The following is a 26,787-nucleotide window of genomic DNA, read 5'->3' on the forward strand; positions in this document are numbered from 1 at the left end:
TCGCAGGTCAGCGGCATTGTGGTCATGTGCTCACGGGACGGGAACCATCTGGGCTCCGGTCAGTCCGGCTCCTGTCCCTCCCGGTAGAGCACGAGATGCTCATGGTAGAGAACGCCGTCACGGAAGTCGCCGGTAGCGGTGAAACCGGTGTCGTCGACGTAGTCGATGTGATCGCCCGTGACGGTGTAGCGGCCGGTGTAGGCGCTCCTCCGGTCGCCGCGCGCCTCGTCGTAACGGCCTTCGGGCAGCAGTTCCTGACGGATGTGGCCATCCGCGGTCACCCACATCCCCACGTATGGGTGGGGTGTGGAGGTGCTGTCGTCCATGTCTTCATGCCCCTTCGTCGCCGGAACAGTGCTCAGAGTCGGGTGAACCGGTATCCGGCGTGGTGCAGAACCCCGTCGTGGAACTCACCGAAGGCCCAGAAACCCAGGTCGTCCAGGTAGTCGATGCGGTGGCCGCTCACCCAGTAGCGGCCGGTGTAGGCGCTCCTCCGGTCGCCGCGCGCCTCGTCGTAACGGCCTTCAGGCAGCAGCTCCTGGCGGACGGATCCGTTCTCGCTGACCCATAGCCCGGTGTAGGTGTGGTCCAGGTCGTGTGCGGGTTCCTTCACCTCGTCGGACGCGGTATCGAGCTTCTCGACGTCCCGCCCGTTCCAGCGGCGGAGTAGACCTTCGGTGATCAGCAGGTCGAGGTGGCCGCCCCTGGCCGGGACGGCTCCCGGGGGTGTCTCCGGTGCGTCGGCGATCCTGAGTACGGCGATGTCGGCCCGCTCACCCGGGGTCAGCGTGTTGCTCTGCCGGTTCCCTGCGAGATCGATGGATGCCGGAAGGACGACGGTGCCGGCGCAGTCCAGCACGATCATGCCGTCGTCCTCGGCGGCCGTCAGCAGCCCCGGTCCGACCCCGACGATTCGATCGCCTCCGAGGAGGACATCGGCTTGGTGCCAGTCCCCCATCAGGGGATTGCCGGTGACGACGGTGCCGCCGGTCAGCAGCAACGGACGTCCTTCCGCTCGGCGTGCCCGGGCCAGAGTCGCATCGTCACGACGCGGAGGAGTCGGGGTGGCGGTGGCCATAGTGGTCTTCTCCTTCAGCAGGCGGGTGTGGTTCATCGGGCGGTCCGGGCGAGAAGCCGGTCGCGGGAGTCGTGGACCTGCTCCCGTAGGGTGACCAGATCCGCGTCGAGTACCTGTCCGTTCCATTTGCGGGGCTCACCGTTGACCAGAACAGCGGTGATGTTGCGGGCGTCCGCGCCCAGGACCACAGTGCCGACCGGGTCGTTCAGCGGCATGTTGTTCAGCTCCTCGGCGGAGACCACCTGCAGATCGGCCTTCTTGCCCGGGCTGAGTGAACCGGTCACCTCTCCCAGGCCGTTGGTGCGCGCCCCCTGGAGGGTGGCGAAGTCCAGCACGTCGTGCACCCCTATCCGGGCCGGTACGGTTTCGGTTCCGTAGACGGAATTGACCGCGCGCATCCGCTGAACTGTGTGCAGGGCGCGCATCTGGGTGAACATGTCTCCGGCCAGGGCCACCTCCACATCGATACTCAGACCGGGGCGCACCCCCGCAGCGAGCGCCTCGTCGACGGCCGGGATCGCGGTCTCCAGACCGATCTGCGCATCAGAGGTCGGTGCAAGGGAAACCGTGGTTCCGCTCGCGCCCACCAGTCGCCACGCCTCGTCGGTCAGGCCGGTGGCGTGGATCAGGGTCAGGCGCGGCCCCAGCAGTGATTGCCGAGCCCATGCCTGTACAGCGCGCGACGAGGCGGGACCGAAGACGGCGTCGACACTGACTCCGATGTCCAACTCCTCGGCGACGAGCGCGAGGTCGGGCCCGTATGCCAGGGCGGCTCCGGCGATCTCCTCCGTGGCCAGAGCCCCGATCCGCAGGGTCAGCATCTCCTGCGAGCTGTCGGCGTACTTGTCCTTGAGGCGGGCCAGGTCCTTGGGCCATTGCCGGTCCCAGGTCCCGAAATGCGGGCCCATCGAGGCGTGGACGCCTCGGAGACCGCTGCTTAGCAGGGCCTCGATGGCGGCGTCGGAGTGCTCCTGCGAGCGGGAGTTGTGCGAGAAGTCGAGCATGCAGGTGATGCCGCTGTCGATCGCCGACAGTGCGGCCAGCCTGGTCCCGACGTACATGTCCTCGGCGCTGTAGAGCGGGGCGTATTCGGCCAGGGTGGCGGTGACGTATCCCAGGAGGTCGTCCACGTCCGGCATGATCCGGCGAAGCTGGGACTGCCAGGCGTGCCGGTGGGTGTCGACGAAACCGGGGGTTATAACCGTGCCCGTGGCGTCGATGACGACCGCGTCCTCGACATCCAGGCTCGGCCGCACCGCGGCGATCGTTTCGCCCTCCACCAGCACGTCGCCGTGTTCCAGGATCCCGATGTCGGGGTCCATGGTGACCACGGTGGCGTTGGTGAAGAGCACATGCCGTCGGGGATCGCGGGATCGGCCCCGGATCTCCTCAAGGGCTTCGGCACTGCCGATGCTGTGGGTGAGTGTCTGCGGGCTGATGACGGGCTCCTCTGCCGGTGCGGCGCGGTGGATACGGGTCCACCGCCTTCACCTGGGAGTCTGGTTGCGCGCGGCCGGGGCAACCAGGCCGCCGTTCTCCCGGGTGTGGCACTCCTAGGCAGGAAGGCCGCGTCCGGACGCGTCGCCGATGCCGTCCCAGTCGGCGTGCAGTGATGCAAGCAGGGCGAGCGATTCCTCCGAGGGGCTCTCCGGCTCGGCGTGATACACGACCACCTGCCGCCCCGGGGCGCCGTTGACGGTGAAGCTGTGGTATTGCACGTCCAGATCGCCAACTTCGGAGTGGTGCAGCGGTTTCGCGGCACCCGTCTTACCCCGCACATCGTGTCGGGCCCACAGTGCACGGAAACCCGTGCTTTTCACCGAAAGTTCACCGACGACCTCGTTCAGCCGGGGATCGTCCGGGGTTATGCCCGCGGCACGGTGCAGTTCCGCAACGACCGCTGAGGCGGTCCCGTCCCAGTTCCGGTAGAAGCGGTGGGCGACCGGGTCGAGGAAGGTCATGCGCGCCAGGTTGTCTTCGAAGGAGAAGTCTGAGTGCAGGGCCGTTGCGAGACGGTTGCGGCACAATACGTCGAGAGCTCCGTCCAGCACGAACGCCGCGGCTCCGCTCCAGCGTTCCAGGAGACGACACAGCTCGGGGTCGACCCGAGGGCTCCGCCGGGCCCGCCGAGGGCGGGAAGCGTCGGTGTTCGCCAGCCGGCGCAGGTGGTCGGTGGCATCCTCGTCCAGCCTTAGCGCGTGAGCCAGCGCATCGACCACTTGGGGCGAAGGATGGCGTTCCCTGCCCTGTTCCAAGCGCATGTAATAGTCGGTGCTCACCCCGGCAAGGAGCGCCACTTCTTCGCGGCGCAATCCGGGAACCCGGCGGCGGCCGGATGTGAGCAGACCGACGTCCTCCGGGAGCAGCACCGAGCGCCTAGCGCTCAGAAACGTTCCCAGACCTGCCTGAGGTGCGGAGTTCTCATCGGTGCCCATACCTCCAAAGCTAGAAGGCAGGTTGCTGCCACGACAGTCCCCGGGGTGGGTGAAGCGCACCCACCCTCCCTGTGTGGGGCGCAGCCGTCGCGGTATGTCGGCTTGCAGCGGCGAGCTCGGCGGGCGCTGCCGACGGCATGTGTCCCGCATTCGCCGTCCGCCTGAGCCGGACCGCGTACGCTGCCCGGGGCACCACGCCGTCGGTGTCTCGACTCGTCGCCGTACCGAAGCGACGCCACGGCCGCGCCCGTTGGGATCGGCTCAGGTGCGTGTACCCCAGGCGGCGCTGATCTGCTCCGCCTTCTTCCGGGCGGTCCGGTCGGCGGTCGGCGCCTCGGCCATGTGCCGGATCAGTTCGACCGAGCGGTCGCGTACTTTCTCGAACAGCTCCCGACCCTTGTCGGAGTCGTAGGTCGCCGGATCGCCCAGAGCGCCGTTGCTGCTGAACTCGGCCAGGGACCGCGGGGTGAAGGCGCCGACATTGCGTTCGGGGATCGCATGGCCGCGGTACAGTGCGCTCTCGGAGGCCAGCAGGGGGGCCGGGCCGCCCAGTTCCTCCTCCAGCACCACATCGGGCACCAGGTGCTTGGCCAGACCGGTCTCGACCTCGCATGCGTGCCCGTAGACCTCGGAGTTGGCCGCGTCGACGACGACGTCGCGGCCCATCATCGACCAGTGGACCACCGCGACCGTGTCGCCGGTCCGCTCCCGGTACTCCGCCATCCAGCCGGGCAAGAACGCGAGGTTGCCGCCATGGCCGTTCATCAGCACGAAACGGCGCAGTCCGTGGCGGTTCAGGCTGGCGAGGTAGTCCTCGAGAATGGCGCACAGGGTGGTGATGCGCGCGGTGAGCGTGCCCGGAAAGTCCATGTGGTGCGGGGAGAACCCCACCGGGATCGGCGGGGCCATCAGAGCGAGCCCGTCCGCCGCTGCCACTGTCTGCTCGGCGAGTGCTTCGGCGATGCGGTAGTCGATCCCGGCCTTGAGCGCGGGACCGTGCTGCTCGGTGGCGCCGATCGGGACGATGGCGACCCGCGCGTATTCGAGCGCGTCGCGGACCTGGGGCCATGTCATGTGGTGCAGGCGGTACTCCGGCATCCGGAACTCCTTATGCGTGATGTGTGGGGGCGGTCGCTGCCAGGGGACGCGGTGTGAAGACGGTCGGGCCTCCACCGGTATGCAGGAACACCACGCGGCCGCGTCGCGGATCGGCGAGCAGAGCCGCCATGGCCTTGGCCGTGTAGGTGGTGTCGAGATAGCAGCCGCATCCGCGGGCGGTGTGCTCCTGGGCCGCCAGCCCCGCGGTGGTCACCGCGCCGTGGCCGGAACCGAGGAATTCGTCGGTGACCTCCAACGGGACCCGGTCGGCGAGGTGTTCCGGGAGGCCGGCGCTCTGCAGGACCCCGCGGGCCCGGCCCAGGACGAGGGAGCGCAGGCGTCCGGCCGCGCCGCCCGCCGAGACAGCGACGAGGCCGACCCGGGCGCCCCTGGCCGCCAACCCTGCCAGTACGCCGCCGGCCGTATTTCCGACACTCGCGGCCATGACGATGCGGTCGGGAGCATCGCAGGAGTCCGCGAGCTCGTCGACGATGCGCGTCGCGGCGAGTGCGCACGTGATGCTGCCGGGTTCCTGTCGCACGTCGATCACAGCGCAGTGGCCCGAGGACGCGTTCACCTCGGCGGCTATGCGCTCCATCGCGGCGTGCTGGGCGGGGTCGAAGGGGTCGGCCGCGTCCAGCCAGTGCAGGTGGGCCCCGGCGAGGTCGTAGAGCACCTGGTTGCGGGTCAGCAGGTCCGGTGGGTGGCCGCGCAGGACCAGGTGGACGTCCATCCCGGCGGCCCGGGCTCCTGCGGCCACCACGCGGCACAGGTTGGACTGGGGGCCGGCTGAGGTGATCACGGCCCGCGCTCCGGCTCTTCGGGCTTCGCCGAGCAGCGCGTCGACCTGGCGGACCTTGTTGCCGCCGTAGGCGAAGCCGCCGTGCTCCTCGGCGATCAGGACCTCGGCCCCCGCGGGATGGAAACCGTCCGGTGTCCGCCGGATAGCTGCGGGCCAGCGGTGGAGGCCGACCCGGGGCAGTCCCCGCTCGGCGGCGGTCATGGCGGGCGAAGCCGCGCCCCAGCTCGGAACGGTGTCGTCGGTGTCAGGCATCGGCTCAGAACCGTTCGTATTGCTGGTAGAGCCGACCGACGGGCTCGCCGCCGTTCACCCGCGAGCGGATCTCGGTCTCCACCTCGACCGTCCGCTCCGCCTCGACGAGAACCGCCTCGGCGTGTTCACGCGGTACCACGACGACGCCGTCGGCGTCGCCGACGATGATGTCGCCCGGGCGCACCAGGACGCCTCCGCAGATAACCGGACTCTGCATGTCGACGACGTTCCATCGACCCTTGGCGTCTCTTGCTGCACGAAACTTGCAGAAAACGGGGAATGATAGGTCGAGTATTGCATTTGTGTCTCGAACTCCGCCGTCGATCACCGCTCCGACTCCTCCGCGGGCCAGTGCGCCGTTGGTGAGCAGTTCGCCCCAGTGGCCGACGGTGCGGTCGTCGGAGCAGTCGAAGACGGCGATCTCACCTGCGGAGATCTCGTCGATCATCCGGGCCCCGAGGCGGATGCTGCGGTCCGTGCTTCGTTCGGGGCGCCCCAATGCGGTGTAGGCCGCTCCGGCGACCGTCATGTCCATCGTGAGGGGCAGGATCTCGTTCATGACCTGGTGCCACATCCCGGCGTCGTCGAGGACGTCGGCGATCGCCGGCACGTAGAGCCTGCGGTAGCGGCGGCACAGTTCCTCGGTGGAGGTCTCAGTCATCATGTCCCGTTCATAATGTGAACTTTTATTGCGCTATGCGGATTGAGTTGATAGTAATCCATACCACAAGGCTGAGACCAGGTCTTATGTGTCACCGGGTGTGCATCCCCGGTAGCGGCGCCGGCCGCGCGGGACGTCCCCGCTCACTCGGCGTCCGGCGGAGCGACATCGAGGAGGGGCCATGACGGGACGTGCGGATGGCAAAGGGGTGCGTGTGCAGTCCCTGGTCCGCGCCTTCGCTGTGGTCGACCGCATCGCGCGGGACTCCCGTGGCGCCACCCTGGGCGAGTTGATCGCCGAAACGGGCCTCAATCGCACGACCGTGTGGCGCCTGGTGGCGAACCTGACCGAACTCGGCGTGCTGCACAACGGCTGGGACGGGCGCTACACGCTCGGTCCGCATCTGGTCACTCTGGGAACGGCGGCTCGCCGGCAGCTGGTCGGCGCTCCCGAGATATCGGCGCTGCTGCTACGGCTCCGCGACACCACCCAGGAGACCTGCCACTTCGCGGTCCCCGACGGCGACCGCATGGTCTACCTGGAGAAGGTGGAGAGCACGCGGTCGGTGCGCGCCGCCAGCCGGGTCGGCGGGCACATCCCCTTGCACAGCACCGCTCTGGGCCGGGTGTACCTCGCCACCGCCGATGTTTCGGTGCGGGATTCCCTGCTCGGCCGCATCGAGTTGACCGCCCGCACCCCCAACACCATCACGGATCGGAAGCGGCTCGAAGCCGAGTTGGCCCGGATCGCCGAACAGGGGTGGGCGCTGGACGACGAGGAGAACGAGGAGGCGATCCGCTGCATCGCAGCTCCTGTCACCGGTGCCCAGGGCCAACCGGTGGCCGCGGTATCGGTGTCGGTGCCCGTCCAGCGGCTGCCGCTGGAGCAGGTACCCGAGCTGACGTCCCGGGTCGTCGCCACCGCGCGCCGACTTTCCGAAGTCTTCCGTGCGGCGAGCGACGACCGCCGATGAAGGGCCGCCCGCCGTGGGCGGCACAGCTATGAAGGAGACATACGTGCTTGACGCGCTCGTCATCGGCATGGGGTGGATGGGCGGCCTCCACGCCGCCACCTACAGCAGGCTCGACGGGGTCCGGCTGGTCGGCGTGGTCGAACCCGACGAGACCAGGCATGCCGCGCTCGCCGAGGAGTTCGGTGTTCCGGTTCACCCGCGTGCGGAGGACGCGCTCGGCGGAGTCGACGTCGTCAGTGTCTGCGTGCCGGACGACCGCCACGCCGCGGCGGCGGTACCGGCGCTGACAGCGGGCGCGCGCGTCCTCGTCGAGAAGCCGCTGGCCGTCACATCGGCCGACGCACGGCGCATCCTGCGGGCGCGCCCCGACCCTGACGCCCTCTCGGTCGGTCACATTCTGCGCTTCGACCCGCGTGTCGTGCGCTGCCGCGAGCTGGTGCGCTCCGGCGAGCTGGGCGAGCTCTGGCATGTCGAGGTATGGCGCGACACCACCCGCATGGTGGCCGCGGCGCCCGCCCAGCGCACCAGTGTCGCCTGGTTCCTCGGAATCCACGACGCCGACCTGGTCCGCCACGTCACCGGGCTGTCGGCCGCGCGCGTCAGCGCCTTGGGGCGGTCGGTCTTCTCGCCGAACATCGACGTGGCCTATGCCGGCGTGGAGTACGACGCAGGGGTGGTCGGCTCGATGGAGAACAACTGGACACTTCCCGACGGCCGGCCCAACAGGGCGCTGGCAGGGCTGCGCGTGGTGGGCTCCCGGGGCGCCGCCGAGATCGACCTCGGACACCTCGACCTCTCCCACACCACCGGCACCGGTTCGGTCAACCTCGACAGCCGCAACTGGCCCAGCCGCGAACACTACGGGGTCGCCAACATCCGCACGGAGATCGAGGAGTTCGTGCGTGCCGCCCGCGACGGCGGTCCGACGCCCGTCCCCGGCGAGGAAGGGCTGGCAGCCGTCCAGGTCGTGGAGGCCGTCCACGCCTCCATCGCCGCCGGCGGCTCGCCCGTCGAGGTGGAACGAGGTGCCTGAGATGCCGCTGATCAATTCCTATCTGGGAGGCGAACACGCCGCCGGGGGACGTGTCTTCACGGTCTCCAGCCCGGTCGACGGGGCACCGGTCGCCGAGGTGGCTGCCGCCGACCGCGCCGTGGTCGACGCCGCGGCCGACGCCGGGGCCCGCGCCTACCGCGCCGACGCCGCATCCACCCCCCACCAGCGGCGCGACCGCTGCCAACGCGTCGCCCGCGAACTCACCGCCCGCCGCGAGGAGGTGGCGCGCACCGTCACCGCCGAGACCGGGCGCCCGTATCTCGGTGCCCTCGCCGAGGTCGACAAGGCAGCCGAGGGGTTCCTCCTCGCCGGTGAGGAGGCCGTCCGCCTCACCGGGGCCACGGTTCCGGTCGCCCAGCCCGGCAAGCTCGTCTTCACCCGCTGGCGACCCACCGGTGTGTGGGCGATCGCCACCCCCTGGAACTTCCCGATCAACATCCCCGTGGAGTACCTGGGTCCGATCCTGGCCACCGGTAACGCCGCCGTCTGGAAACCGGCACCCACCACCGTCGCATCCTCCGCTCTGCTCATGGAGTGCCTGATCGCCGCCGGGATACCCGATGGCCAGGTGACGATGATCGCCACCGACGACGCCGGCGTGGCCGAACACCTCGTCAGCCACCCGGGCATCGTCGGCGTCGGGCTTACCGGGAGCACACCCACCGGAAACGCCGTCGCCCGCTCCGCGGCCGGCAAGCGCACCGTGCTCGAACTGGGCGGCAACGGCCCCATCCTCGTGTACGCCGACGCGGACCTGGACCGCGCTGCCGAGGCGATCGCCGCTTCCTGCTTCACGGCGAGCGGCCAGATCTGCAGCGCCGGCGGGCGCATCCTCGCCGACGTGCCCGTTGCCGCTGAGCTGGCCGAGGCCGTGGCCGAGCGCAGCCGCGAGTACCCCTTGGGCGACCCCTACGACGAGCACACCCGCGTAGGCCCCCTCCACCTGCCCGAACTCGCCGCGGAGGTGGAGGCCCGGGTGGAGCAGGCGCAGCGCGACGGTGCCGCTGTGCTCACCGGCGGGCGGCGGTCGCCCGGATACCCGACCGACCAGTACATCGCCGCCACGGTGCTCCGAGACGTACCGGCACACACGCCGCTCAACCGCAACGAGACCTTCGGGCCCGTGGCACCGATCGTGCCGCTGGCATCCGACCGGCTCGTCGCCGAATCCAACGCGGGGGCCCACGCCCTCTCCGCCGCCGTCTTCACCCGCGACATCGGTCGCGCCCTGACTGCCCTGGAGAGCCTGGAGTTCGGCTCCGTCGCGGTCAACGACCGCTCCACCTACTGGGAGTTGCACCTGCCGTTCGGCGGCTGGGAGGGCAAGGCGTCCGGAACCGGGCGCGTCGGCGTTCCGGACATGGTGCGGGCCCTGTGCCAGCCGCAGACGGTTTCCCTTGACGGCCGCTGAACACACCCACACGACTTCTGGAGCAGACATGCGCATCGTCAACGTCGAGGCATTCAGTGTCGCGATCCCCTTCCGGAACCCGATCGAGAGCGCCTATGGCGTCAGCTACCCCGCCCGGATACGCGTCATCGTGCGGCTGACGACCGACGAGGGCATCACCGGCATCGGTGAGACCGGCCCCAGCGCCGTCCACCACGTCCACCGCGACGACCTCGCCCCCCGATTCCTCCGGGACTACGAGCACCTCATCCTCGGTGCCGACCCCTTCCACAGCGCAGACCTGATGCGCGCGGCCGGATACACCCCCGACGCCGTCGCCATCGAAACGGCCTGCCTCGACATCGTCGGCAAAGCCACCGGCCGGCGCGTGTGCGAAATCCTGGGCGCCAACGAGCCGCCGGCAAGCGTTCCCGTCGCCCTGTACTCCTTCTTCCGGCTCCCCGACCGCGACGGCGCCGGGGCGGTAACCCCGCAGAATCTCGTCGAGACCACCGCGGCCGCCGCCGAGGAAGCCGGCACCGACACGGTCAAGCTCAAGCTGGGCGTCCACGAGCCGCGTGTCGAGGTCGACCTCACCCGGCGGCTGCGGGAGGCCATGCCCACCGCCGCGATCCGCATCGACCCCAACGGTGCCTGGTCCACTGCCACCGCGCTCAACGCGATGCGACGACTGGAGGAACTCGACCTCGAATACGTCGAGGATCCGATCAAGGACAGCCCACTGGGGTTCGCCCAGCAGATCATCACCGGCCGGTCGATCGACGTCCCCGGCATGCGGCGGCTACGCATGAGCACCCGCACCCCGTTGTGCGCGGACAACTCCTACCGCCTGGATCTGCTGCGCCAGGTGATCGCGGGCGAGGCCGCCGACGTCGTGCTCGCCGACGTGTTCGGTTGCGGTGGCCTGCGCGGCACCGTGCGCTGGTACCAGGCCGCCGACCTGTTCCATCTGGGCCTCGGGATGCACAGCGGGACGGAGACCGGGATCGGCCAGGTCGCCAAGATCCACGTCGTGGCCGCGATGGAGGGCCGCGTCGGCCACCCGATGGACGCCATCTACCCCGAGTACACCGGCGACGTTCTGGCCGGCGAGCCGCCGCGCATCCGCGGTGGCGCGATGGAGGTCCCCAAGGGTCCCGGCCTCGGGATCGAGCTGGACAGCGACCGGCTGGAGCGCTACGAGCTGACCGCGCAGCGCCACGCCGAGCTCGACGACTACTGGGCCGAAGCGAAGGCGGCCAAGGGGATCGGCTCCGCGCAGGCGTCGATGCTCGTCCGCGGCTTCTGATGCGAACGCGAGTACCGGCGGAGCACCGTCGCGGAAGGGGGTGAACAGCACATGCTCGGCTACACGCTACGGCGTCTGGGGCAGTCGCTGCTGGTGCTGTGGGGCGCGGTGACCATCGTCTTCGCGGTGGTGCGGCTCGTTCCCGGCGATCCGGCGACGATCATCCTCGGCTCCGACGCCACGTCCGAGGAGATCGCCGAGGTCCGGCGCGATCTCGGCCTGGAGGACGCCCTGTCCGTCCAGTACGGCCGCTTTCTGATGCAGATACTCCGGCTCGACTTCGGCGATTCGTTCCGCTCCGGAACCGACGCGTTCGCCATGGTCATGGAGCGGATCGGGGCAACGGCCGCCCTGGCCGCCTCGGCGATGCTCGTCGCCCTGGTCCTCAGTTTCGTGCTCGGCGTCGCCGCGGCGCTGCGGCCGCGGGGTGTCGTCGATCGCGTGATATCCACCATCTCGCTGGTCGGGCAGTCCACGCCGAACTTCTGGGTCGGCATCATCCTCATCCTGCTCTTCGCCCGCCAATTCGAGATCCTTCCGAGCGCGGGCAACTCCACCCCGGCGCACCTGGTCCTTCCGTCGATCACCCTTGCGCTGCCGTTCACCAGCATCCTCGCCAGGCTGGTCAGGTCCGGCCTGCTCGAGGTACTGGGGGAGGGCTATATCCAGACGGCGCGGGCCAAGGGACTGCGCGAGTACGCCGTGCTCTCCCGCCACGCGATCCGCAACATGCTCCTGCCGGTGATCACCGTGGCGGGACTCCAGTTCGGCGAACTCCTCGGCGGCACCGTGGTGGTCGAAGAGGTGTTCGCCTGGCCGGGCCTGGGCCGACTGCTCGTCGACGCCATCGAGAACCGCGACTACACGGTGATCCAAGCCGCCGTGACGTTCATCGCGGCCATCTTCGTCCTCGTCAACCTCGTTGTGGACGTCCTCTACGCCTACATCGACCCACGCGTACGGGTAGGTGAGTGATGATCGACCCCGCACCCGCCGAGACCGCCGCGGCGACCCGGCCCAAGAGGCGCCCCGCCCATCTCCGGCTCTACATCTGCCTGGGCATCATGGCCGCCTACGTCCTGATCGGCGCCTTCGGGCCCTTCCTGCTGCCGTTCAGCGCGTCGGAGACCAACATCGACGACCGGCTGCTGGCGCCCGGCAGCACGCTCTCCGACGGCTCGACGACCCTGATGGGAACCGACGCCGTCGGCCGGGACCTGTTGCCGCAGCTGCTGATCGGCGCCCGCGTGTCGCTGATGGTCGGTGGCGGCGTACTGCTCATCTCCGGGATCATCGGCGTGGTCATCGGCGTGGCCGCCGGCTACTCCGGCGGAATCCTCGATTCCGTGCTGATGCGCGTCGCCGACATCCAGCTCGCGTTCCCCGGGATCCTGCTGGCCATTCTCATCGCCTCTCTGCTGGGTCCCAGCGTCATCAACGTGATCGCGGTGCTGGCGGTGTCCAAGTGGGTGGTCTTCGCCCGCGTCGCCCGTGCCCAGACGCTTGCGGTCAAGAACCGCGAATACGTCGACGCGACCCGCGTGCTGGGCGCCCGCCCGCTGTTCCTGATTCGCCGGTGCATCCTGCCGGCGTGCATGGCTCCCATCCTGGTCGTCGCGACGGTCGAGTTGGGACTCGTCATCATCACCGAGGCCGCCCTGAGCTTCCTCGGGCTGGGGACCCCGGCCTCCAGCCCGAGTTGGGGCCTGACGATCGCCGTCGGCCGGGATTACCTGGCCGACGCCTGGTGGATCTCCACCCTTCCCGGAATCGCGCTGTCCCTGCTGGTCGTCGCCTGCGGAATCGTCGGCGACGAGCTGCGGGACCGCTTCGATCCCCACATGCAGGACCGCTGAGGCGGCCGTGCTTCCCTGTGCAGCTTCGAAGAAACGGAGCAGGTCATGACTCCTATCCGCATCGCAGGTCGGCGATTCGCCGTCGCCGCCTGCGTCGCCGCCCTCGGCGCCACCGCTGCATGCGGCGGCGGCACCGCGGGGTCCGAGAACGCCCTCCGCGTCGGCGTGCCCGTCACCATCCTCTCGATCGACCCCCAGGGAACCGAGATCGGCGAGCGCACCACCCTGATGACGACCCAGCACATCTTCGACCCGCTGGTGCGGGTCGCCGATGGCGAGCCGCAAGCGATGCTGGCCGAGTCGTGGGAGAACCCCGATCCCAACACGTGGGTGTTCCACCTGCGCTCCGGCGTGACCTTCCACGACGACAGCGAGTTCGACAGCCAGGACGCGAAGGCGTCACTGGAGCGCATGTTCGCGGCGGACACCCCCATGGCCCCGCTGTGGGACACGATCGAGTCGGTCGAAGCCCCAGACAAGAGCACCGTCGAGATCTCCACCACCCAGCCCACCGGTGCGCTGCTCACCAACCTGTCGCTGGTCAGCATCGCCAGCGCCGAGCAGATCGAGGACGGCCGAATCGAGTCGGACCAGCCCGCGGGCACCGGACCGTTCGCGGTCGAGGAGTTCAGCTCCGGAGAGCGCACCGTGCTCACCGCGAACGCCGACTACTGGGGTGGTGCGCCCGAGCTGGACCGGCTGGAACTGCGCGAGATCCCGGAAGTCTCCTCGCGCCTGACCGCGCTTGAGACCGGGGAGATCGACCTGACCTACGACCTGCCGCCCGACCAGATGGGGCAGGTGGAGAACTTCGACGGCGTCACCCTCGACTCCGTGCCCAGCCTCAACAACTACTTCGTCTGGTTCAACAACGAGCGCGAACCGTTCGACGACGAGCGTGTGCGCAAGGCCGTCTGGCACGCCGTCGACTTCAAGTCGATCCAGAGCGAGTTGTTCGGCGAATCGGCCATTCCGGCATCCGCTCCGGTCCCCGAAGCGGCGTTCGGCGCCGGCGAGTTTCCCCCCTACGAGTACGACCCCGAAAAGGCCCGCGACCTGCTTGAGGAGGCCGGCCACCCGAACGGCTTCGAGACCAGTATCCAGTGGAGCAGCGAATGCTGCGCCAATATCCGCCCGATGACCCAGACCATCGTCTCCGACCTCAAGGAGGTCGGCATCGAGGTGGAGATGAAGGAGAAGGAGCGCGGCCAGTGGCTCGACGACCTCCTCGGGCTCAACTTCGACATGAACATCCAGGACAACGCGGTCATCACCGGGGACGCCGAATACTCCCTCGGACGCCTCTACACCTGTGACGCCCAGCGCCTGGGCTACTGCAGCGAGGAGTACGACGCCGCGATCGACAAGGCGTCCCAGGAACTCGACCCCGACCGGCGCGCGGAGCTGATGGTCGAAGCGCAGCGCATCCTCTGGGAGGACGCCCCCGCGATGTGGCCGCTCGACCTCGCCGCGAACGCCGCTTGGAACGACCGCGTGCAGGGGTTCGAACCGGCGCCCAACAACATCCCGAATTTCCGGCCCGTCTCGGTCGGCGAGTAGCGACCGCGATCCCACCGGGTGAGGAGGCAGCACATGGCACTTCTGTCCGTCCGCGACCTCGTCGTCGAATTCGGCGGCCGGTCCGAATCCGTGCGGGCGCTCGACGGCGTCTCGTTCGACATCGCAGCAGGCGAAACCCTGGCCCTGCTCGGCGAGTCGGGCAGCGGCAAGAGTGTCACCGCTCAAGCCGTCATGGGGCTGCTCCCTCGCCCGGCCGGGCGCGTCCTATCCGGGGCGGTCGAGTTCGACGGCAGCGACCTCACGAGCCGTTCGGCCGCGGCGATGCGCACTGTGCGGGGGAGCCAGATCGCCATGATCTTCCAGGATCCCCTCACGTCGCTGAACCCGGTGCACACCGTGGGCCGCCAGATCGGCGAACCCCTCCGTGTGCACCGGGGGCTGCGTCGGAACGCCGCACATCGAGAGGCGGTGGAACTCATGCGCCGCGTGGGCATCCCCGACGCGGCGACCCGAGCCGACGACTATCCCCACCAGTTCTCCGGAGGCATGCGCCAGCGCATCATGACCGCGATGGCCATCGCCCTGCGGCCGCGGCTGGTCATCGCCGACGAACCGACCACCGCTCTGGACGTCACCGTGCAGGCCCAGATCCTTCGCCTGCTGTCCGACCTCCAGCGCGAGGAGGGAATGGCCCTCATCCTCATCAGTCACGACCTGGGGGTCGTGGCCTCCTACGCCCAGCGGGTCGCCGTGATGTACGCCGGACGGATCGTCGAGACCGGTCCCATCCGCACGGTCTACGACCACCCGGCCCATCCCTACACCCGGGGACTCCTGCAATCCATCCCCGACAGCGAGGCACCGGAGGAACGGCTCACCCCGATCCCCGGCTCGCCTCCCATGCTCGCCCGGTTGCCCAGCGGATGCCCGTTCCACCCGCGGTGCTCGTGGCGGACCGACGAATGCACGACTGCACGCCCTGCCCTGCTCTCGATCACGGACGAGGCTCTCAGTGCCGAAGCGGCCGCCACACACGCGGCGGCGTGCCACCACAGTTCCGAGGTGATGTCCGTTGTCTGAAGACACTTTGCTGCAGGTGAGCGACCTGCGGGTGCGTTTCCCGATCCGATCGTCGCTGTTGCGCCGAGTCACCGGCCACGTGGAGGCGGTGGACGGTGTCACCTTCTCGCTGGCATCCGGCCGGACCCTCGCGCTCGTGGGCGAATCCGGATGCGGCAAGAGCTCGACCGCCCGCGCGCTGATCGGACTCGAGCACACGGCTTCGGGGCGGGTCCTGTTCCGGGGCCGCGACATCACGCGCGTCTCGGCGGCGGAACGGCGGCGGCTCACCCGCCGCATCCAGATCGTCTTCCAGGACCCGTTCGCCTCGCTCAACCCCCGACTGACCGTGCGCCAGATCCTCCAGGAAGGCTGGCTGATCCATCGCGACCTGGTGCCGCGTGAGCAATGGGACGACGAGGTCGTGCGCCTCCTCGAACTGGTCGGCCTCAACGCCACCCACGCCGACCGGTACCCCCACCAGTTCTCCGGGGGCCAGCGCCAACGCATCGGAATCGCCCGCGCCCTCTCGATGCGTCCCGAGGTGATCGTCTGCGACGAGCCCGTCTCGGCGCTGGATGTCTCCATCCAGGCCCAGATCCTCAACCTCCTCGATGACCTGCGCGCAGAGCTGGGACTGACCTACCTGTTCATCTCACATGACCTGCACGTGGTGCGCCACATCGCCGACGACATCGCCGTGATGTATCTCGGTTCCATCGTCGAGCAGGGACCCAGCGCCCAAGTCTTCGACGATCCGCGCCACCCCTACACGCGCGCGCTCCTCTCGGCAGCCCCGTCCGCCTATCCCTGGCGCTCGCCCGATCGGCACCCGATCGTGCTGGAGGGCGACCAGCCCTCACCGGCCGACCCGCCCTCGGGATGCCGATTCCGAACGCGGTGCTTCATGGCCCGACCGGAATGCGCCGAGCACCGCCCCGGGTTGGAGGGCGGCTCCGAGCACGTGTGGGCCTGCCCGTTCGTACCCGTCGGCCTGAAGGAGGCGGTATGAGCGGCCGCGTTCTCATCACCGGCGCCGCCGGCGGTATCGGCCGCGCGCTGGTCGCCGCCTTCGCGGACGAGGGGTGGCGGGTCGCGGCCCTGGACCGCGTCGATCCGGACCCCGAGGGCCCGGCCGACCTTCGGGTCACCGCGGACGTCACCGACACAGACGATGTCGCCGCGGCCGCCCGGCAGATCGGCGGCGCCTGGGGCGGTTTGGACGCGCTAGTCAACAACGCGGCACTCGCCCCCGCGCGCCGTGACCTGGCCGCACACACCGACGACGCCTTCGGCCACATTCTCGACGTCAATGTCGTGGGTGCCATGCGGATGGTCCACGGGCTGCGGCCGCTGCTCCAGACCGGATCCCACCCCGGAATCGTCAACCTCTCATCCATCGGGGCTGCCCGAGCATTCCGACGCAACCCCGCCTACTGCGCGAGCAAGGGAGCGGTGGAGGCGCTGACCCGCAGCCTCGCCCTCGACCTCGCCCCCGAGGGAATCCGGGTCAACGCCGTTGCGCCCGGGATGGTCCGCACGCACGCCTGGCAGACCCTGGACGATGCCGAGGCACGGCGCCGCGACGGCATCGTCCCGCTCGGGCGCCCCGCCTCGGCCGAAGAGGTCGCCTCGGTGGTGCGGTTCCTGGCCGGCGCCGGGGCGCGCTACGTCACCGGGGCGGTGGTCCCCGTCGACGGCGGGCTGGCTGCACAAGCGTACTCCGCGCCGGAGGAGCCCGGCCTGTCCGCGGTCGGCGACTATCCCTCCGCCTCGGAGGCGCCGTGACGGATGTCCGTGTCTTCGCGCGGGGGCTGGAGCACCCCGAGACCGTGGCTATCGGCCCGGACCACGCCCTCTATGCCGGTACGGCCCGCGGCGGCTACCAGGAGCCCGGACCGGTGGTGCGCATCGATCCCGACACCGGCGACTGGCGGCCCTTCGCCGACACGGGCGGTCGTGTCCTCGGTATCACGGCCGCTTCCTCCGGCCTACTGGTCTGCTGCGACGCCCTGCACCGAGCCCTGCTCTGGCTCGACCCTCAGGGGCGTGTGCGCCGACGTGTCGACACGGCCCAAGGACGCCCCCTGATGAGTCCCAACGGATGCATCGCCGACCGGTACGGCGGTGTCTGGTTCACCGACTCCGGCACCGCGACGGCGGGCGAGCCCACCGGCGCCGTCGGCTACGCGCCGCCGCACGGTGACGCGGTCATCGCCGCGCGAAATCTGGTCTTCCCCAACGGAATCGGCCTCTCCCCGGACGGATCGCTCCTCTATACGACGCTGACGAGGGACGAAACCCTGCTGTGCCACGAGGTTCACGGCCCGGGCCGATTGGGGACGCCCTGGACGCTCAACCGCGGCTTGGGCACCGGCCCTGACGGGCTCTCGGTCACGCCCGAAGGCGAGGTCGTCGTCGCGGTGACACGGAGCAGCCGCGTCTGCGCCGTATCTCCGACGGGGGAGGCGGCCGTGCTGCTGGAGGACCCCGGCCTGCTGCACATGCCCTCCCACGTCGCCCTGCACCGCCGCCGGTTGCTGGTGCCCTCCCTGTTCGGCGACACGATCGCCGTTCTGGACCGGGGGAGCGGCCGCTAGCACCGCCGTCACCGACCGGCCCCCTCGGCGGCCACGAGCAACTGCCCCACCAGCGTGCGAATGGAAGAGAGAACGCGATGACCTGGCTGGCCACCTTCGGAGAGACCATGGGCCTGTGCACCGGCCGCGTGTACGGGCCACTCCGCCAAGGCAGCGCCTTGGAACTCGGCTTCGGGGGAGCGGAGTCGAACGTGGCGATCGGCCTGCGACGGCTCGGCATCCCCACGGCGTGGTGCGGCCGGCTCGGCGACGACGACCTCGGCCGGCTGGTCGTCAAAGGGCTGAAGGGCGAAGGCATCGACGTTTCGGCCGCCACCATCGACCCCTCCCGCCCCACCGGCCTGATGATCAAGTTCAGCCCCCGCAGCGGCCGGACGTCGGTGATCTACTACCGCAAGCACGCCGCAGCCGCCGACCTCGGACCCGACGATCTGGCGTTGGACACGATCGCCGGCGCCGAGTTCTTGCACGTCACCGGCATCAGCCCCGCGCTGGGTCCGCGACCCCGCGAAGCCGTCGCCGCCGCGGTCGCCCACGCCCGCGCCGAGGGCACCCGCGTCAGCCTCGATCTCAACTACCGCTCCCAACTGTGGGGCTGGGACGAGGCGGAGCCGGTATTGCGCACACTGATCCCGCAGGCCGACATTCTGCTGTTGGGGCGGGCGGAGCTGGACCTGCTCAACCACCGCAGGCCCGTCGAAGAGGCGGTCGGACTGCTCGCCGAGTCGGGGCCGTCCCAGGTTGTCGCGAAACTCGGTGAGGACGGGGCGGTGGCCAGTATCGACGGCCGACGTTACTCGGCACCGGGCTGGCCCGCCCCCGTGGTCGACCCGGTGGGGGCCGGCGACGGGTTCGCCGCCGGATACCTCGCCGCTGTGCACGACCGCCTCGACCCGCAACAGCGCTTGGAGCAGGGGCTGGCCGTGGCCTCGGTCGCGGTCGGCACCCACGGCGACTGGGAGGGCATGCCCCGCCGCGCCGAGGTCCCCGACTCCCGCGGCACTCGCCCCCTCGTGGATCGGTGAGGCCGCCGAACGTACCGAATCCCCCGCAACCTCCATCCGCGAACAGGAGCACCGATGAACGACACGAACACCCCGGCCTGGGCCGCGTTCGCGCCGGAGATGTTCTCCGGACGGACCGCCCTGGTCACCGGCGCGGCAGGTGGCATGGGCGAGCAGACCGCGCTCGCCTTCGCCTCCTACGGCGCCCACGTCGTCGCCACCGACCGCGACACCGACGGGCTGCAGGAGACACTCCGCCGCTGCCGTGAGGCCGGAGGCGGGCGCCACACCGCAGTCACCGCAGACCTGGCCGCCCCCGAAGGCATCGCCGAGGTGTTCGCGGCCGTCGACCGGTATGGCGACCTCGACCACGTCGTCACCTGCGCCGCCCTCATCACCGCCGAATCCGCGTTGGACATCGACCGGGCCCACTGGCAGAAGCTTTTCGACGTCAACGTGGCCGGCACGTTCTTCGTCCTCCAGGAGGCCTACCGCCGGATGCTCACCCGCGGATCGGGCACCGTCGTGGCGGTGGGGTCGGACGCGGGCAAACGCGGCGGGGGAGGGCTCATCGCCGACGCCGCCTACGCGGCCTCGAAGGCGAGCGTCCTCTCCGTCGTGAAGTCCTTCGCCCGCGAGTTCGCCGGCACCGGAGTCCGCGTCAACGCCCTGACACCCGGCCCGTCCGACACTCCGCTGCACACCGGGGTCTCCCAGGACCTCAAGGAGAAGATCGGAGCCGGACTCCCCATCGGGCGCATGGGCCGCGCCGACGAGCTCGCGGCGGCGGCGCTGTTCCTCAGCGGTCCCGGGGCCGCCTTCGTCTACGGCGCCTCGTTCAACGTCGACGGGGGGTCGATGTTCGAATGAATCCTACGCTGGACTATCATGCCACTCTTCCGTCGCTTCCCGAGGTCGACGTCCTCGTCATGGGCGGCGGCCCCGCGGGAATCGCCGCAGCCGTGGGAGCGGCACGGCTTGGCGCAGATACCCTGCTGGTCGAGCGCTTCGGGTTCCTCGGCGGCAACCTGACCGCCGGACTCGTCGGGCCCTGCATGACCTCCTACAGCTGCGACGGCAAGCACCGACTGATCGCGGGGGTCTTCGGCGACTTCGTCGAACGCATGGTCGAGGCCGGTGCCGCCCTCGACCCCGCCGGGATCGACTCCGGGACAGCCTGGTCCGGCTACATCACCACCGGACACGAGCGGGTGACCCCCTTCGAACCCGAACCCGCGAAGCAGGTCGCGGCCGCCCTGGTCGCCGAAAGCGGCGCGCGGGTGCTGCTGCACAGCTTCGCCGCCGACGTGCGGACGGTCGACGGCCGCGTCGAGGGCGTCGTCCTGGCGGGCAAGGGCGGTCTCGCCTATCAGCCTGCCCGCCTCGTGATCGACTGCACCGGAGACGGTGACGTCGCCGCCTACGCCGGCGCCGCGATGACCAAGGGCCGCGACGAGGACGGGCTCATGCAGCCGGCGACCCTGTTCTTCCGTATCGCCGACGTCGACGACGGCGAGGTGGATCGCTGGGTAGCCGAGCATCCCGAGGAGGACAAGGTCTTCGAGTCGATCATCGGCCCGGCTCGCGCGGCGGGCCGTTACCCTTCGCCCCGCCGCGGTGTCGGCCTGTACCGCACCCAGCGTCCGGGTGTGTGGCGCGCGAATACGACCCGCGTCCTGAACGTCGACGGCACCGATCCCTGGGATCTGACGCGCGCCGAGCAGGAAGGGCGTACCCAGGCCCATGCACTGGTGAGGTTCTTCCGTGACAACCTGCCCGGCCTGTCCCGGGCACGCCTGCTCGACACGGCGATGACCGTGGGGATCCGGGAGTCGCGCAGGATCGTGGGCGACTACACGTTGACGCTGGACGACCTGCTCGCCGGACGCAGCTTCGCCGACACCGTGACGCTCTGCGGTTACCCCGTCGACATCCACAACCCCCGCGGGTCGTCGGCAGACGGACTGGACGGACTCATGGAGGGCACCGCCAACGTCTACGCCATTCCTTACCGCTGCCTCGTCCCAGCCGCGATGGAAGGGCTGCTGGTGGCGGGCCGCTGCCTTTCGGCCACGCACGAGGCCGCCGCGGCCGTCCGCGTGATGCCGCCCGCCTTCGGCCTGGGCCACGCCGCCGGTGTGGCGGCGGCACTTGCGGTCGCCGGGGGCACATCTCCGCGCCACCTCGATACCGAGCTGCTGCGCGCGAAACTGCTCGACCAGGGGGCCATCCTCGCCGATCCCGCGCCCCGCGGATAGGGCGCCGCCGGTGTTCACTTATCGGAGGGTGCGGGCGGCCGCGGATGCCTCCCCGCAGTCGGCGGCGAGTGCCGACGAGCGCCGTCGTCGTCCGCACGGCCGATCGCGGCGGTCCCGGTATATCGTTGCGCAGGCCGGGCCGGAGGCGACGGCGCGCACCCATCGGGCTATCCGCGCCGGGTGCGGTGGTTGCGCCCGGCTGCCTCCGGGCCGTACACCGTCGGCGATTCCCCGCTTCAGACGAGCGCCATGTTGAAGTCGTCTCCACGGAAACCCTAGAGTGATGATGGTTTGTATATTCTGCATTCCCCATGCGAATGAGGAGAGTTTTGGTCACCGAACACGGCGGCGGCAACCAGTCCGTGGAGCGGGCTAGCGCGGTCATGCGCGCGTTCCTGCACGGTCGGGCCGAGTTGCGGGTCTCCGACATCTCACGGTTGACCGGCATCGGGCAGTCGACCGTATCCCGGCTGCTGGCGACGCTGGAATCAGCGGGACTCATCTCCAAGGACGAGGCCAGCGGTTTCTTCCGCCTCGGCCTGGACCACGTGTCACTGGCCGGAGTCGTTCTCAACAACCACCCGGTGCACCGCGAGGCCCGGGGCGTCTCGCAGCGGTTGGCCGCCAAGACGGGCCTGGGCGTCAACGTCGCCGTCCGCGACGCCGCCACTCTCTTCTACCTCTCCAACTTCGAGGGGGAGCACGCCGCCAAGTCCCATGTCCTGATGGGCAACCGCTATCCACTGCACGCCACCGCACTGGGCAAGTGCCTGCTGGCGGCGACTACCGCTGAGGAGCGGCGCACGCTCCTCGGGGAGCCGCTGCCCTCGTACACCACGGCCACCGTCACCGACCATGCGAGGCTGGACGCCGCCGTGAAAGAGGCGGCGACGCGCGGCTACACGACCGAGATCGAGGAGTTGGCTCTCGGCCGGGCCTGCATCGCCGCTCCGGTTCGCGACTACTCCGGAGGCATCGCCGCCGCGATGTCGCTCTCGGGACCGCTGAGCGCCATGAACGTGGAGAGCCGCGAGTCCGAACTCGCCCGAGTCGTCATCGAAGCCGCCGACCGGGTGAGCCTCGCCCTCGGCTACCAGGCCCACGTGATGGTGTAGCCGGACCGCGGTCGTCCTCGGCCGGGCGCAGCGAACGATTCCGGCCGGGATCCACGGCGCTGCCGCTCGGCCTTGTCGGGTCTTGTCGGTCTGCCGGGCGGCGGGTGGTCTTCATGGGGGAGCAGCGAGGGCGGCAGCGGGACCGGCCCTGCGGTCACCGCACCGGGAGCCCGCCGGCGGCCGCGGCCGACGGGGCGGAGGCGGGCCGGGGCGGCTTCTCCCGTCTATCGTGAACTTATGGCGACGGAATGCGCTTTCCTGCGGCCATAAGTTCACGATAGACGCCGGAATAACCGGCATACCGGACATGCCGGCGCCGGGTCGCCCCTCGGGCGGGGTGCTCGACGCGGTTGCCGTTGCCGAGTCCCACGGTCGAATTCGTCCGCATGTGTCCGCAACCGGCCACCTTCTGTGACGGTTGCGCCGGTGGCGTCGGCGGCGAGGGGCTGGCGGAGGCGGCGTGCGTCGGTGTGTCGCTTCAAGGTTGTAGTCGGGTTTCGAAAGTATCGGAACCAGTGCCTCCTCCTTCCGGTGGGCTGTTACGCCCCGAGTGCGGCGAACGTACAGGTGGGAGCGCTTTCGGAGCGGTCAGTGGCGGAGGGTGCGGATCTTCGGGGTGAGGTGGCTCTCAGTGAGGTATTGACCTGCGGGTTCCGTGAACGTAAATTCGACCGCCAGAGATTGCGAGATTGATTCCGATAGTTTCGACATTCGCTCGACCCTGCCGCTGAACCCGACCCCGCGCCGGAAGGCGCAGCCACCACAACGAGCCGCCGGAAGGTCTCCGGCCGGGTGCACCCGGCCGCGGTCACCCGTTGCGGCGGACCGGTCCCCCTCGGTCCCCACCTTGGAGGAGCAATGCAGATACCCGGCCAGACGGTTCCCGAGGCGCCCGACCGCCTGCGCGTGGCCGTCGTCGGTACGGGCAACATCGCCCGCTTCCACGTCGAGGCCCTGCAGTCCATGCCCGACGATGCCGCGCTCACCGCGGCCGCGGACGTCGACCCCGACAACCTCGCGGTGTTCACCGACCGCTACGGCATCCCGCAGCGCTTCGGCGACATGGACCGCATGCTGCGCGAGGTGCAGCCCGACCTGGTGCACCTGTGCACACCCCCGGGCATGCACCACGGCCAGGTGAAGGCGTGCCTCGCCGCCGGCGCAAGCGCCTTGGTGGAGAAGCCGCCGGCGCTGAGCCTGGCCGAAGTGGAGGAGATGGCCGACGCGGAAGGAGCCCAGGGCCCCTGGTTCGCCACGCTCTTCCAGCACCGGTTCGGCTCGGGTGCTCGGCGCGTGCGGGCGCTGGCCGACGCGGGGGAGCTGGGCCGACCGCTGGTAGCCGTCTGCCACACCCACTGGTTCCGCGACCAGGCCTACTTCGACGTTCCCTGGCGCGGCCGCTGGGACACCGAGGGCGGCGGTCCGACGATGGGCCACGGCATCCACCAGATGGATCTGCTGCTGGCGCTGCTGGGCGACTGGACCGAGGTCTCGGCCACCGCGCGCCGCCAGGCGCGGAGCATGGAGACCGAGGACGTCTCGATCGGCCATATCAGCTTCGCCAACGGTGCGGTGGCCACTGTCGTCAACAGCGTGCTCTCCCCCCGCGAGGAGAGCTACATCCGGATCGACTTCGAACGCGCCACCGTCGAGCTGCGCCACCTCTACGGCTACGGCGACGACAATTGGACCATCACCCCGGCGCCGGGCTTCGAGGAGCAGGTCAACGCGGCCTGGGAGGCCGGCGAGTCGGGCACGAACAGCGGGCATTCGGCGCAGATCGCTCATGTGGTCTCGGCCCTGCGCGCCAAAGAGCCCCCGCCGGTGACCTCGGCCGACTCCCTGCGCACCATGCGCCTGGTGGCCGGCATCTACGCCTCGGCCGCCCAGCACCGCACCATCATCCCCGGCGAGCTGCGCCGAGGAACGCGGTTCTACGAGCGCATGCACGGAGGCGGCTCGCCATGGTAAGCGCTATCCATATTGCGCGGTGCGCCCCCGGCCGCGTCTCGCCCCCACCGTCGCGGCTCGCACAGGGCGTCGTATGCCGCACCTCACACGGTGATTTGGTAAGCGCTCTCCAAAGGCGTTCGCCGGGCCGGTCCGGTCGCGTCGGACGGCGCTGCGGAGAGGAGGCCGGATGCGCGCCCTGGTGATCCGCCGGCTCGTGTACATGGTTCCGACCATGTTCGCGATCTCGCTGGTGTCGTTCCTGATCATCCAGCTGCCCCCGGGCAACTACCTGACCACCTACATCGCCGAGCTCTCCGCGCGCGGCCAGACCGTGGACCAGAGCCAGATCCGCGCGCTGGAGGAGCGCTACGGCCTGAACGACCCCGTCTTCGTGCAGTACCTCCGCTGGATCGGCGGCATCGTACTGAGCGGCGACTTCGGCCAGTCCTTCCTGTACCAGCGCGACGTCTCGTCCCTCATCTGGGACCGGATCGGGATCAGCGTCGCCCTGGCGCTGTGCACCATCGTGGTGAGCTGGGGCCTGGCGTTTCCCATCGGCGTGTACTCGGCCGTGCGCCAGCACTCCGTCGGCGACTACGTCTTCACTTTCATCGGGTTCCTGGGCCTGGCGACCCCCAACTTCATGCTCGCGCTGGTGGCCCTGTGGATCGCCTTCGCCTACTTCGGCGAGAGCATGGGAGGCATCATCTCACCGGAGTTCGCCGACTCCGCGTGGAATCTCGGCAAGGTCCTCGACGTGGTCGGCAACCTGTGGATTCCGGTGCTGATCATCGGAACCGCGGGCACCGCCGTGCTGATCCGCGTCCTGCGCGCCAACCTGCTCGACGAACTGCGCAAGCCCTACGTCACCACCGCCCGCGCCAAGGGCCTGCCCGAGTGGCGGGTGATCTTCAAGTACCCCGTGCGCATGGCGCTGAGCCCGTTCATCTCCACGATCGGCTGGATCCTGCCCACCATCGTCGGCGGCGAGGTGATGGTCTCCATCGTGCTGAGCCTGGACACCACCGGACCGCTGCTGCTCCAGGCACTGCGCAACCAGGACATGTACCTGGCCGGGGCGTTCATCCTCGTCCTCGGCGTCCTCACGCTGATCGGAACCCTTATCTCGGACCTGCTGCTGGCCTGGTGGGATCCGCGCATCCGCCACGCCCAAGCCGAGGAGGTTTGACCCATGGGACTCAACCTGTCCCTCAAGCGCCGCCCCGGCACCTCCGGCGAGCCCGGGGGAGAGGCGGACGGAGCGCCCGCGGACGCCATCGCCGCGGCGTCGCAGTGGCGGCTCATCGGCCTGCGCTTCCGCCGGCACAAGCTGGCCATGGCCAGCACCGCCGTGGTGCTGGTCCTGGTGCTGGTCGGCGCCTTCTGCGAGTTCGTCGCCCCCACCACCTCGGGGGAGTACAGCGCGCAGCACACCCACGCGCCGCCGCAGGCCCTGCACTTCGTCGACACCTCCGACGGCCTGGACCTGGGCTTCTACGTCTACGGCTACGACTCCACGCGCAACCAGGAGACACTCGCCCGCGAGTACACCGTCGACACCTCCGACAAGATCCCGCTCGGCTTCTTCGTCGAAGGAACCCCTTACCGCATGTGGGGCCTGATCCCGGCCGACACCCACCTGTTCGGCCCCACCGACCCCGGCGACCGGATGTACCTGCTGGGCGCCGACCGCAACGGGCGCGACATGCTCTCGCGCATCGTCTACGGCACCCGCATCTCGCTGTCGATCGGCCTGCTCGGAGTGGCGCTGGCGTTCGTGCTGGGCGTCGTGCTCGGCGGGGCCTCCGGATACTTCGGCGGCCGCACCGACAACTTCATCCAGCGCCTCATCGAGTTCACCATGTCGATTCCCACGATCCCGCTGTGGATGGGGCTGTCGGCGGCCGTGCCGCGCGAGTGGGGCTCGCTGATGACCTACTTCGCGATCACGGTGATCCTGTCGCTGATCGGCTGGACCGACCTCGCCCGCGTGGTGCGCGGACGCTTCCTCTCCTTACGTGAGGAGGACTTCGTGCTGGCGGCCCGACTGGACGGGTGCAGCCGCCCCCGCATCATCCGCCGGCACATGCTGCCCTCCTTCACCAGCCACATCGTCGCCTCCCTCACGCTGGCGATCCCGCTGATGATCCTCGCCGAGAGTTCGCTGTCCTTCCTCGGGCTGGGCCTGCAGCCGCCGGTGGTCAGCTGGGGCGTGCTGATGCAGGAGGCCCAGAACATCCACTCCATCGCCGGCGCCCCCTGGACGCTGCTGCCCGGCGTGGCCGTGACGGTGACCGTGCTCGCGCTGAACTTCGTCGGCGACGGGATCCGCGACTCCGCCGACCCCTACCAGTAGAGGAGGTGCAGCA

The 26,787-nt window shown here is 69.8% G+C and carries 25 protein-coding genes; 18 read left to right on the plus strand and 7 right to left on the minus strand.

The features are described 5' to 3' along the window. Nucleotides 1–59 precede the first annotated feature (59 nt). The 7 genes from EKD16_RS05840 to EKD16_RS05870 all read right to left on the minus strand — a co-directional run bounded on the left by EKD16_RS05840 (nucleotide 60) and on the right by EKD16_RS05870 (nucleotide 6,329). Nucleotides 60–326, minus strand: a complete 267-nt coding sequence (locus EKD16_RS05840) for an Atu4866 domain-containing protein (protein ID WP_131097446.1) — start codon at nucleotides 324–326, stop codon at nucleotides 60–62. A gap of 32 nt (nucleotides 327–358) precedes the next feature. Further along, on the minus strand, nucleotides 359–1,114 hold the full coding sequence (locus tag EKD16_RS25230) for an Atu4866 domain-containing protein (RefSeq protein ID WP_242677250.1): 756 nt from the start codon (nucleotides 1,112–1,114) through the stop codon (nucleotides 359–361). Next, the gene (locus EKD16_RS05850) at nucleotides 1,111–2,430 is read right to left on the minus strand and encodes an amidohydrolase family protein (RefSeq protein WP_242677251.1); all 1,320 of its coding nucleotides are present in this window, start codon (nucleotides 2,428–2,430) and stop codon (nucleotides 1,111–1,113) included. The genes EKD16_RS25230 and EKD16_RS05850 overlap by 4 nt, the downstream gene beginning before the upstream one ends. A gap of 201 nt (nucleotides 2,431–2,631) precedes the next feature. After that, entirely contained in the window at nucleotides 2,632–3,513 is an 882-nt protein-coding gene (locus EKD16_RS05855; RefSeq protein WP_131097449.1) for a helix-turn-helix transcriptional regulator, read from the minus strand. A gap of 261 nt (nucleotides 3,514–3,774) precedes the next feature. Next, nucleotides 3,775–4,611: a creatininase family protein gene (locus EKD16_RS05860; RefSeq protein WP_131097450.1), complete on the minus strand. Its 837-nt coding sequence runs from the start codon at nucleotides 4,609–4,611 to the stop codon at nucleotides 3,775–3,777. Between the two features lie 10 nt (nucleotides 4,612–4,621). Beyond that, on the minus strand, nucleotides 4,622–5,665 hold the full coding sequence (locus EKD16_RS05865; RefSeq protein WP_131097451.1) for a pyridoxal-phosphate dependent enzyme: 1,044 nt from the start codon (nucleotides 5,663–5,665) through the stop codon (nucleotides 4,622–4,624). A 4-nt stretch (nucleotides 5,666–5,669) separates the two neighbouring features. Next, nucleotides 5,670–6,329, minus strand: coding sequence for an RraA family protein (locus tag EKD16_RS05870; RefSeq protein ID WP_131097452.1), 660 nt, complete (start codon nucleotides 6,327–6,329; stop codon nucleotides 5,670–5,672). Between the two features lie 178 nt (nucleotides 6,330–6,507). Between EKD16_RS05870 and EKD16_RS05875 the strand changes: the two genes are divergently transcribed. The 18 genes from EKD16_RS05875 to EKD16_RS05960 all read left to right on the plus strand — a co-directional run bounded on the left by EKD16_RS05875 (nucleotide 6,508) and on the right by EKD16_RS05960 (nucleotide 26,774). Beyond that, nucleotides 6,508–7,299, plus strand: coding sequence for an IclR family transcriptional regulator (locus EKD16_RS05875; protein ID WP_131097453.1), 792 nt, complete (start codon nucleotides 6,508–6,510; stop codon nucleotides 7,297–7,299). 43 nt (nucleotides 7,300–7,342) lie between these two features. After that, a complete protein-coding gene (locus EKD16_RS05880; RefSeq protein ID WP_165498502.1) occupies nucleotides 7,343–8,332 on the plus strand; it encodes a Gfo/Idh/MocA family protein in 990 nt (329 codons plus the stop codon). Between the two features lies 1 nt (nucleotide 8,333). Beyond that, nucleotides 8,334–9,764 (plus strand): aldehyde dehydrogenase family protein, encoded by a 1,431-nt coding sequence (locus tag EKD16_RS05885; RefSeq protein WP_131097455.1) that lies wholly within the window; start codon nucleotides 8,334–8,336, stop codon nucleotides 9,762–9,764. 28 nt (nucleotides 9,765–9,792) lie between these two features. Beyond that, on the plus strand, nucleotides 9,793–11,052 hold the full coding sequence (locus EKD16_RS05890; protein ID WP_131097456.1) for a mandelate racemase/muconate lactonizing enzyme family protein: 1,260 nt from the start codon (nucleotides 9,793–9,795) through the stop codon (nucleotides 11,050–11,052). Between the two features lie 51 nt (nucleotides 11,053–11,103). Further along, nucleotides 11,104–12,027 (plus strand): nickel ABC transporter permease, encoded by a 924-nt coding sequence (gene nikB, locus EKD16_RS05895; protein WP_131097457.1) that lies wholly within the window; start codon nucleotides 11,104–11,106, stop codon nucleotides 12,025–12,027. Continuing rightward, nucleotides 12,027–12,908, plus strand: coding sequence for an ABC transporter permease (locus EKD16_RS05900; protein WP_131097458.1), 882 nt, complete (start codon nucleotides 12,027–12,029; stop codon nucleotides 12,906–12,908). Before nikB ends, EKD16_RS05900 begins: the two co-directional genes overlap by 1 nt. Before the next feature lie 45 nt (nucleotides 12,909–12,953). Continuing rightward, entirely contained in the window at nucleotides 12,954–14,468 is a 1,515-nt protein-coding gene (locus EKD16_RS05905) for an ABC transporter substrate-binding protein (RefSeq protein ID WP_131097459.1), read from the plus strand. A gap of 33 nt (nucleotides 14,469–14,501) precedes the next feature. Continuing rightward, nucleotides 14,502–15,509 (plus strand): ABC transporter ATP-binding protein, encoded by a 1,008-nt coding sequence (locus EKD16_RS05910; RefSeq protein ID WP_131097460.1) that lies wholly within the window; start codon nucleotides 14,502–14,504, stop codon nucleotides 15,507–15,509. Then, nucleotides 15,502–16,500 carry an ABC transporter ATP-binding protein gene (locus EKD16_RS05915; protein ID WP_207391440.1) on the plus strand — a complete coding sequence of 333 codons (999 nt, stop codon included), beginning with the start codon at nucleotides 15,502–15,504 and terminating at the stop codon, nucleotides 16,498–16,500. Before EKD16_RS05910 ends, EKD16_RS05915 begins: the two co-directional genes overlap by 8 nt. Further along, a complete protein-coding gene (locus tag EKD16_RS05920; RefSeq protein ID WP_165498503.1) occupies nucleotides 16,497–17,276 on the plus strand; it encodes an SDR family NAD(P)-dependent oxidoreductase in 780 nt (259 codons plus the stop codon). The genes EKD16_RS05915 and EKD16_RS05920 overlap by 4 nt, the downstream gene beginning before the upstream one ends. Beyond that, complete coding sequence (locus tag EKD16_RS05925; RefSeq protein WP_131097462.1) at nucleotides 17,273–18,088, plus strand: SMP-30/gluconolactonase/LRE family protein; 816 nt, start codon at nucleotides 17,273–17,275, stop codon at nucleotides 18,086–18,088. Before EKD16_RS05920 ends, EKD16_RS05925 begins: the two co-directional genes overlap by 4 nt. Nucleotides 18,089–18,165: 77 nt before the next feature. Beyond that, complete coding sequence (locus EKD16_RS05930) at nucleotides 18,166–19,113, plus strand: sugar kinase (protein WP_131097463.1); 948 nt, start codon at nucleotides 18,166–18,168, stop codon at nucleotides 19,111–19,113. Nucleotides 19,114–19,167: 54 nt separating this feature from the next. Beyond that, nucleotides 19,168–19,962, plus strand: a complete 795-nt coding sequence (locus EKD16_RS05935; RefSeq protein ID WP_131097464.1) for an SDR family NAD(P)-dependent oxidoreductase — start codon at nucleotides 19,168–19,170, stop codon at nucleotides 19,960–19,962. Further along, a complete protein-coding gene (locus tag EKD16_RS05940) occupies nucleotides 19,959–21,350 on the plus strand; it encodes an FAD-dependent oxidoreductase (protein WP_131097465.1) in 1,392 nt (463 codons plus the stop codon). Before EKD16_RS05935 ends, EKD16_RS05940 begins: the two co-directional genes overlap by 4 nt. Before the next feature lie 329 nt (nucleotides 21,351–21,679). Beyond that, entirely contained in the window at nucleotides 21,680–22,465 is a 786-nt protein-coding gene (locus EKD16_RS05945) for an IclR family transcriptional regulator (protein WP_242677252.1), read from the plus strand. A gap of 858 nt (nucleotides 22,466–23,323) precedes the next feature. Further along, nucleotides 23,324–24,436: a Gfo/Idh/MocA family protein gene (locus tag EKD16_RS05950; protein ID WP_131097467.1), complete on the plus strand. Its 1,113-nt coding sequence runs from the start codon at nucleotides 23,324–23,326 to the stop codon at nucleotides 24,434–24,436. A 169-nt stretch (nucleotides 24,437–24,605) separates the two neighbouring features. Beyond that, nucleotides 24,606–25,607: an ABC transporter permease gene (locus EKD16_RS05955; RefSeq protein ID WP_131097468.1), complete on the plus strand. Its 1,002-nt coding sequence runs from the start codon at nucleotides 24,606–24,608 to the stop codon at nucleotides 25,605–25,607. 3 nt (nucleotides 25,608–25,610) lie between these two features. After that, entirely contained in the window at nucleotides 25,611–26,774 is a 1,164-nt protein-coding gene (locus EKD16_RS05960) for an ABC transporter permease (RefSeq protein ID WP_131097469.1), read from the plus strand. Nucleotides 26,775–26,787: the final 13 nt, after the last annotated feature.

The sequence above is a fragment of the Streptomonospora litoralis genome, assembly GCF_004323735.1.
In the GTDB taxonomy this organism is placed as follows: domain Bacteria; phylum Actinomycetota; class Actinomycetes; order Streptosporangiales; family Streptosporangiaceae; genus Streptomonospora; species Streptomonospora litoralis.